We start from the raw sequence: 7,843 nt of genomic DNA, 5'->3' as shown, positions 1-7,843 counted from the left end.
GCCAGCGCGGGCGCGAGCAGGGCGCACGCGGCGCCGATGAAGGCGGCGCCGGCCAGCGCTGCGCCGCTGCCGAGCGGCGTCACGCCGCCGCTCGTGCCGGCCGCGACCCGGCGGCCGGTCAGCACCGAGCGCGGTGTCCGGCGGCTCAGCGCGCCGATCTCCGTCGCCCACGTGTCCGCGTTGACCGCGGCCATGACGCCGGCGAACGCGTACGCCCACCCGGCCGCCGGCCATAGGAAATGACCGGCGCAAAGCAGCAAGCCCAGCCCGCCGTTCGCAAATACCTGCATCGCGTCCCGCCTGCCGGTCTTGGCGTAATTCGCCTCCGCCGCCTCCTTCCGCGCGTGCCGCCGCTTCCACTTCGACCACAGCGTCGAAGACAGGAAGAACGCCAGCAGCGCCCCGAACCAAAACGGCCCGCCGAGCGCGACGTAGCCCGTGCCCATGATCGCGGCCGACCAAGCGCCTGACCCCGACAGCGAACGGAGCCGGTACGCAGCGCCCGCGATCGCGGCGCTGCCGATCAGCCCCGCCGCCGCTCGCAGCCACACATCCATCCGCGGGTCCTCCCTTCTCGCAACCGATCGCTGCTTTTCAAGTATACGACAAGCGATCTGTCGAAATTTGTCTTTCTCTGCCGACTTCATGAAGAATAATGCGGACTGGTGTTTAACAATATGAAGATACAAACGCGGCGACTAATAAACGAGACGCATAGCGCGGGCTTCCGCGGCTATGCGTCTTTGTCGTGCCGGCGCAGCGCCGCCGGCCTATACCTTTGCATTCATGACCTCCGCATAGCGGTCGGGGTAATTGGTGCAAATCATCAGCGTGCTGCTCAAGCCCGCCAACCGCTTGATCATCGGGGCATCGTTGACGGTCCATGCCATGACGGCCAGGTTCGCTTTGCGCAAATCCGCGAGCAGTGTCTCCGATATGCGCGTATAGCCGATGGACAGGAACGTGGCGCCGAGCCGCTTCAGGTCTTCCTTCAGCGTCCAAGGCAGCGCGTCGATGATCAGTCCCGTCCGTACGTCCTTCGACAGTTCCCGTACCTTGACGAGCGCGTTCCGGTCGAAGGAGGTGATGACGGTGTCATGTTCCAGCCTTTTGGCGTACAGCAGGTCGACGACCTTCTTCTCCATGTCCGGGTAACGGCCGCCGTACGTCTTGAGCTCGATGTTGAGCCGGCAGCGCCCCACAGTCGCATCCAACACCTGCTCCAGCGACGGAATTCCTTCCCCCGCGAACGGCTTGCCGAACCAGCTGCCCGCGTCCATCCGGCCCAGCTCTTCGGCGGTATAGTCGCTCACCCGGCCCGGCGTCTTCGCCGTCCGGCGCAGCGAATCGTCGTGAATGACGACCGGAATGCCGTCCTTGGACAGCTGCACGTCGAGCTCGATCCACTGCACGAACGGGAACGCCATCGCGGCGCGGAATGCCGCCATCGTATTTTCCGGCGCGATCCCGGAGGCGCCCCGGTGGGCGACGCATGGATTAAGCATGAAGAATCACTCCTTCGAATGAATAAGGCCGTTCGCGTCGATCGTCGCATGGATGGAGATGCCATCCAGCCGCTTCAGCAGCGCGGCGGCTTCGCCGCCTTCCAGCGGGGCCGGCTGCGATTGGACCGCGCGCATCGGGTGGAACGCGAGCGAGCAGGCGCCGCCCGCGCTGCACGCGGCATCCAGCACGCCGGTATCGGCCGTCCGCTTGTCGGGCATGCCGCTGAATACGAAATTGCCGAGGCTGTAGGCGATCCATTTGCCCTTATAAGCCTCGAACCCTTGCATCACGTGCGGGTGGCTGCCGACGACCAGATCCGCCCCGGCATCGACGTACGCGTGGCCGAGCCGCTTCTGATCCGCGTTCGGCAGGTCGGCCAGCTCCGTGCCCCAGTGAACCATGACGACGACGACGTCCGCTTCCGTCTTCGCTTTCTTAATCGCGGCGATCGCCCGCGTCGGATCGTACGATTCCGCGAGGCCTGGATGATTCGGTCCCGCCTTCCACGAGCCGACCGGCACGACGCGCGTCAAGCCGAGGTAGGCGATCCGGATGCCGTTCGCTTCCTTGATGACCGGCTTGAACGCTTCCGCGTCGTTGCGGCCTGCGCCGACGTTGGGCAGCTTGACCTTGCTCAGATACCCGATCGTATCGAGCAGGCCGACTTCGCCCTGGTCCAGCGTATGGTTGTTCGCCAGATTGACCAGGTCGATCCCGGAGTCGATCAGCGCAGGCAGGGCATCGGGCGACGCTTTGTACACGTACTGCTTATTCGGCGCCGGCGTGCCGCGCAGCGTGATGGGCGTCTCCAAATTCGCGGCCGTGATATCGGACAGCTGCAAATAGTTCCGCGCTTTCGCGTACGGATAGTCGTAACCGTTCTTCAACATGAGCTTCTCGACTGACGCCGCCAGCAAAATATCGCCCGTGAAGGACAGATTCGCCACGTCGGCCCCGGTTCCGGCGCCTGCCGGCGCGCCGCCCCCGCTCGAGCCCGGGGCGGCGGCGTTGCCGCTCCCCGCTCCACCGTTCGCGCCCGCATCCGTACCCGGCGCGCCCCCGTCCGGCTTCCCTCCGGCGGCGATGCCCCCGGTTCCGCCGGGGGCATCGCCGCCGGTTCCGCCGTTCACGGCGGCGCCTCCCGCTCCGCCGTGCGCCTGGCCGGCCGGCAGCTCGCCGCCGGCATCGCCCGCTTGCGGGCCGTCTTGGCCGCTTTGGCCGTCTTCCCCGTTCGCGGCCGGCGGCGCGCCGGCTTCGTTGTCTCCTTTTCCGGCGTCCGCGGCTCCTCCGTTCGTGTTCATCGCAGCGTCCGGCTTATCCGGACTGGCGCCATCGTCGCCGCGCTGCAGCGCATAGACGACGGCGAACGCGCCGACGGCCAGCAGCAGGACGAGATTGACAGCGGTCAGCCGCCGCAGCCGCCTAGACCGCTCCCGCTTCCGGCGTTGATGGGATTCCGAGCGTGACATGACCATATAAGTGAGGGCTCCTTTTCCGGGAACGACGCGTTCCCTCTAAGCAAAATACGTATAGATGCCATCGCTTCCGCGCTTGCCGATCCGGCCGCCATGCTCCAGATGGAAGACGTGGGCCAGCGTTTCCGACATCGCGAACCGCAGATGATGCGCGTCCCCGGCGATCCGTTCGCCGAACAGCCGCATGCACAGCGCATAGCCCGTCAGCGGCTCCTCCCGGAGGAGCGCGGCGATCTCCGCCAGCCGGCGCTCGTGATGCGCCGCCAGCTCCGCCGTCCGCTCCGCGAACCGGTCGAACGGCTCCCGATGGCCGGGAAACGCCAGGTCGACGTCGTACCGGGACAGTTCCCGCAAGCTCGCAAGAAACCGCTCCAGCTGCCGGTCGTCCTCACCGGGCACGACGCTGACATTCGGCGTGATCGTCGGCAGCACCTGGTCGCCGCAGAGCATCCATCTTTTGGACGCCGCGTAGAAGACCAGCTGTCCGCTGGCATGCCCCGGCGCATCGATCGCCAGCCACTCCGCGCCCCCCATCCGGACGGTCTCCCCCGCCTCGAGGAACGTCACCGCCGGCTGCGGCGCGACCTTCGCCAAGAAACTGTCCAGATGCGGCCCGAGCGTCGCGACGGCTTCCGCCGGCATGCCGTGGCGCGCGTACAGCGCCGTCAGCTCCGCCTTGAAGGCCGCACCGCCGTCCGCCCCCCACAGCCGCCGCGCGTACGCATGGGTTGCTGCCGACATGCGCACCGGCGCTCCGCTCCGCTGCTGGAACCAGCCCGCCAGCCCGTAATGATCGGGATGCTGATGCGTCAGCACGATCGTATGAATATCCGCGAACGCCACGCCGTGCTCGGCCATGACCGCCTCCCAGGACGCGACCGCCTCCGGCGTATGCAAGCCCGGATCGACCAACGTGTAGCCCCGGTCGTCCCGGAGCAAATAGCTGTTGACCCATTTCAGCGAGAAGGGCAGCGGCACCCTCACCTGCGTTATTCCTTCCAGCCGCGGCGTTGCCGCCGGCCTTCCTGCCAATCCGCCCAATATCGAGCCCTCCCGGCGCCGATTCCTATACAACGCTCGCGCGCGAAGGATAACCGGCCTTAACTGAGTTCAATTGTACCGTACGGCCGCAAATCTGGCAAAATGCCGGAGGAGGCATATTTTTCTAACCGGCCATCCATACTAAAGCAAGCTGCCAGCCGTTTCCAGATCGGAGCGGCAATCATGGACGAAAGGACGGGCTGCCATGCTGAACCGGCTCGAGACGTTATTCGCCGAATCGCGGGACTTGACGATGAACCGCCTGCAGAACGAATCGCTCATCATCGAAGTCGCCTACATCTCTTCGCTGTGCGACGAGAGCAAGGTCAGCGATTTCATTCTCGTCCCTTTTACGAAACAAGAGCATCCCTTCGACGAGCTGGTCAAGCGCAATCCGTCGTTCAAGCACGTCGACGATCCCGCCAAATGGGCCGAGACGCTGCTGCACGGCTTCGCGCTGGTGCTCCTGAACGGCAAGGTCTACAAGCTCGACGTCGCGCGGATCATCCGCAACGAGAACCCGCAGACAATGGTCGAAACCGTCATCATGGGCCCGCAGATCGCGCTCAGCGAAGATTTGATCGATTCCATCAACATCATCCGCAGCCGCTACCCGAGCGAGGAGCTGGCCGTCGAGGAACGGACGCTCGGCACGATCTCGAAATCCCGGATGGTGCTCATCTACGACAAGCGCCGGGTCGACGCCACCGTGCTCAGCCACGTCCGCGCGAAGCTGGAGCGCGTCTCGGATCCGGTCTATACGGCCACCGGCGAGCTGGTCCGGTCGCTCGGCGACCGCTACCGCCTGTTCCCATCGATGATGCTGTCGGAACGGCCGGACCGCGTGTGCTCGGGCCTCGAGGACGGCAAAGTGGTGCTGATGATGCAGGGCTCGATGTTCGCCATCATCATGCCTTCCACCTTCTTCGACTTCCTGCACGCCGTGGACGACGATTACGAGTCCTTCTGGATGACGCGCGCCATGATCACACTGCGCTACTTCGCCGTGGCGCTGACCATCACGCTGCCGGCGCTGTACGTCGCGATCATGTCGTACAACCCGGAGCTGTTCCGCGTGCAGCTGTCGTTCTCCATCGCCGGCAGCCGTTCCGCCGTCCCGTATCCGTCGTTCGTGGAGGTCTTCATCATGCTGTTCATGATCGAATCGCTGATCGAAGCCAGTGTCCGCCTGCCCAAGTACATCGGCTCGACGGCCACGACGGTCGGCGGCCTCATCCTCGGCCAAGCAGCGCAGCAAGCGGGGCTCGTCAGCAGCATCATGATCATCGTCACGTCCGTCGTGGCGATCTCGAACTTCGTCATTCCCGTGAACAACATGTCAACGGCGATCCGGTTTCTGAAGTACCCGCTGATCATCCCCGCCATCTTCTTCGGCATCTCCGGGGTTACGCTCGGCGTCTTCTGCTACTTGGTCTATCTGGCCGATCTGCGCAGCTTCGGCAAACCGTACTTCCGGCTCTTCGGGCGGTCCCGCTCCCAATCGGCCGACATCGGGCAGGTGGCGCGGGAATGAGCCGTTACTTCTATTACAATATCTTGCTCGTCAGTCTGCTGAACCTCATGCTGTTCGTTCCGTACATGCTGATCCAGTACCGGTACAACGGGGCGATCATGTCGATGCTGTGCGCCGCCGTCGTCGGCACGACGCTCGCCCTGCTGTACACCCGCGTCATGCGGAAGTTTCCGGGACGGGGGCTGCCCGAGATCTTGTCGCTCTATCTGCCGAGGTGGCTGACCGTGCCGTTCCTGCTGCTCTGCGCGTTCATGTGGCTGACGGCCGCCTCCATCTCGATGTACGCCTTCTCCGTGCTGATTAACCGGTTCTTCAATCCCGACACCAGCTCGATCATCGTGCTCGCGTTCATGGCGCTCGTCTGCCTCTATGCCGCGACGAGGTCCACGCTGACGGTCATGTTCGTCGTCGAGATCGGTCTGATGATCTGCGCGCCGGTCATCCTGTTCCTGCTGTTCAAGGCCGTTCGCAGCCAGATGCTGGACTGGGACGCGATCCGGACGGTCTCGCATTATTGGAACCGGATGCCCCGGATCGAACCGTTCGCCGCGGCTTTGTTCGTATTTACGGGCTATATGAACTTCTTCATGTTCAACCGGCTGTTCTCGCCGAACTTCCGTCTGCGGCACCGCTGGATTCTCCCCGTCTTCTGCTGCCTCATCCTGATCACGACATTCATCGTGCCGATCGGGTTCCACGGAACGGAAGGCGTCGCCGACTACTTGTACGTGTGGAGCGTCACCTCGGACACGCTGATCATGAGCTACGGCTTCATCGAACGGGTCATCTTCGTGTTTCTGCTGCTCTATCTGATGCTGTCGCTCATCTTCGCGACCATCGGCTGGCATATGGCGATGGAGATGGTGAAGGCCTGCCTGCCGAAGCCGAGGACGGACATCGACCCCGCCCGGACGCCGCGCGCCAACTGGGTCATCGTCGGCATCTTCGCCGTGCTGACGGTCGCGTACGGGTATTTTTTCGACGAAAAGCAAAACCTGCGGTTTACGAGCCAATGGATTGTGGCGCGGGCCTACGGGGAGATCCTGTCCGTGCTCTTCATCTTCGTGCTGAGCCTATTCGGGACCGGCAAAAAAAAGAAACTGGTGAGCCATGAAACGACTTCGACTAATGCTGCTGGCGCTGATGGCGCTTAGCCTGTCCGCCATGAGCGGATGCGGCTTCAGGGACATTGACAAACGCTTCTTCGTCGTCGCGATGGGCATCGATCCAACGGACAAAGGGGCGAAGGGCTACAAAATCACGCTGCGCCTGGCGGTGCCCTCGCCCAAGGTCGAGCCCGGCGCCGGCAAAAACGAATTTCTGACGATGGACGCCACGTCCATCGCGGAGGCCGTGCGCCTGCTCAAATCCCACGTCGACAAGGAGCTGGATTTCGGCCATTGCAAGATATTCGTGATCGGCGAGCGGCTCGCCCGCCGGGACTACACGGAACCTCTCCGCTGGCTGTCCCGCCGGCGCGACGTGCAGAGCATCGCGTTCCTGACCGTCGGCCAGCCGGACGCCAAGACGATCGTCGAGGTCGAGCCGAAGACCGAGCGGTATCCCGGCAATACGCTGTTTGTGATGTTCGGCAAGGACGGCACGCAATCCTCGTACCTGATACCCATTTATATATTCGATTTCATCCGCCGGCACGAGGAGCACGGGATCGATCCGATCCTGCCGGTCATTCGGGCCGAAGATTCCGGATACGCGGTTACCCGGATCGCCCTGCTGAACAAGACGAAGCTGGTGGACATCGTCTCCCCCGCCGAGACGGAGACGTACAGCCAGATCCGGTACCGGGACTCGAAATCGACGGTCGCCGCCGTGAAGGATGGCGTGACGATGGTCATCAACGTCGACCATATTACATCGCATTACAAGATCGCGACCGTCAAGGGGGAGCCGGTGCTGCGGCTGTGGCTGAACGTCAGCGGCATCTTCGAGGAGGCGCCGATCGGGGTGTACGGGGAGAACTGGAAGGAGCTGGAGGCGCTGTTCAACACGCAGATCGCGGCGGAAATCGAGAAGCTCTTGAAGAAAGCCCAGCGGAAAGACGTCGACCCGTTCGGCTTCGGGCTCCGCTACCGGGCGACGCACGCCGGCACCGATCAAACGTGGAAGGATTGGCAGCGCATCTACCCGCAGCTCAAGTTCGACGTCAAGGTCAATGTCAAAATTGAAGGCACGGGACTGGTCAAATAAGACCGGCGTCGTGCGCACGAATGAGGACGGCGCATACTCGACGAGGCAGACAAGCTTAAGCGGGCGGGCATCGGCGCGA

General features: G+C 63.7%; 7 protein-coding genes. 3 read left to right on the top strand and 4 right to left on the bottom strand.

Annotation, left to right across the window (positions count from 1 at the left end; translation table 11 throughout):
- The 4 genes from ACFPB1_RS25115 to ACFPB1_RS25100 form a co-directional block, all read right to left on the bottom strand.
- The coding region (locus ACFPB1_RS25115) for a DUF92 domain-containing protein (RefSeq protein ID WP_379228944.1) at window positions 1-557 on the bottom strand (557 nt) is incomplete at its 3' end.
- A gap of 213 nt (window positions 558-770) precedes the next feature.
- A complete protein-coding gene (locus ACFPB1_RS25110; protein WP_379228943.1) occupies window positions 771-1,505 on the bottom strand; it encodes a glycerophosphodiester phosphodiesterase in 735 nt (244 codons plus the stop codon).
- 6 nt (window positions 1,506-1,511) lie between these two features.
- The gene (locus tag ACFPB1_RS25105; RefSeq protein ID WP_379228942.1) at window positions 1,512-2,981 is read right to left on the bottom strand and encodes a CapA family protein; all 1,470 of its coding nucleotides are present in this window, start codon (window positions 2,979-2,981) and stop codon (window positions 1,512-1,514) included.
- A gap of 39 nt (window positions 2,982-3,020) precedes the next feature.
- Window positions 3,021-4,022, bottom strand: coding sequence for an MBL fold metallo-hydrolase (locus ACFPB1_RS25100; RefSeq protein ID WP_379228941.1), 1,002 nt, complete (start codon window positions 4,020-4,022; stop codon window positions 3,021-3,023).
- 205 nt (window positions 4,023-4,227) lie between these two features.
- Between ACFPB1_RS25100 and ACFPB1_RS25095 the strand changes: the two genes are divergently transcribed.
- Genes ACFPB1_RS25095 through ACFPB1_RS25085 form a run of 3 tightly spaced genes read left to right on the top strand, consistent with a single transcriptional unit; the run spans window position 4,228 to window position 7,764 of the window.
- Window positions 4,228-5,556, top strand: coding sequence for a spore germination protein (locus tag ACFPB1_RS25095; protein WP_379228940.1), 1,329 nt, complete (start codon window positions 4,228-4,230; stop codon window positions 5,554-5,556).
- The gene (locus ACFPB1_RS25090) at window positions 5,553-6,710 is read left to right on the top strand and encodes a GerAB/ArcD/ProY family transporter (protein ID WP_379228939.1); all 1,158 of its coding nucleotides are present in this window, start codon (window positions 5,553-5,555) and stop codon (window positions 6,708-6,710) included. The genes ACFPB1_RS25095 and ACFPB1_RS25090 overlap by 4 nt, the downstream gene beginning before the upstream one ends.
- The gene (locus tag ACFPB1_RS25085) at window positions 6,667-7,764 is read left to right on the top strand and encodes a Ger(x)C family spore germination protein (protein ID WP_379228937.1); all 1,098 of its coding nucleotides are present in this window, start codon (window positions 6,667-6,669) and stop codon (window positions 7,762-7,764) included. Before ACFPB1_RS25090 ends, ACFPB1_RS25085 begins: the two co-directional genes overlap by 44 nt.
- The last annotated feature ends 79 nt before the right edge of the window (window positions 7,765-7,843 follow it).

The sequence above is a fragment of the Paenibacillus sp. GCM10023250 genome (assembly GCF_042653205.1).
Classification (GTDB): Bacteria; Bacillota; Bacilli; order Paenibacillales; family Paenibacillaceae; genus Paenibacillus_Z.
Note: the sequence above shows the minus strand (reverse complement) of the source record. Positions and strands in the feature narration are given on the sequence as shown.

Excerpts from the sequence above, each read along its gene's own strand:
- ACFPB1_RS25110 (WP_379228943.1), bottom strand. The coding sequence starts at position 1,505 with ATGCTTAATCCATGCGTCGCCCACCGGGGCGCCTCCGGGATCGCGCCG.
- ACFPB1_RS25105 (WP_379228942.1), bottom strand. The coding sequence starts at position 2,981 with ATGGTCATGTCACGCTCGGAATCCCATCAACGCCGGAAGCGGGAGCGG.
- ACFPB1_RS25095 (WP_379228940.1), top strand. The coding sequence starts at position 4,228 with ATGCTGAACCGGCTCGAGACGTTATTCGCCGAATCGCGGGACTTGACG.
- ACFPB1_RS25090 (WP_379228939.1), top strand. The coding sequence starts at position 5,553 with ATGAGCCGTTACTTCTATTACAATATCTTGCTCGTCAGTCTGCTGAAC.
- ACFPB1_RS25085 (WP_379228937.1), top strand. The coding sequence starts at position 6,667 with ATGAAACGACTTCGACTAATGCTGCTGGCGCTGATGGCGCTTAGCCTG.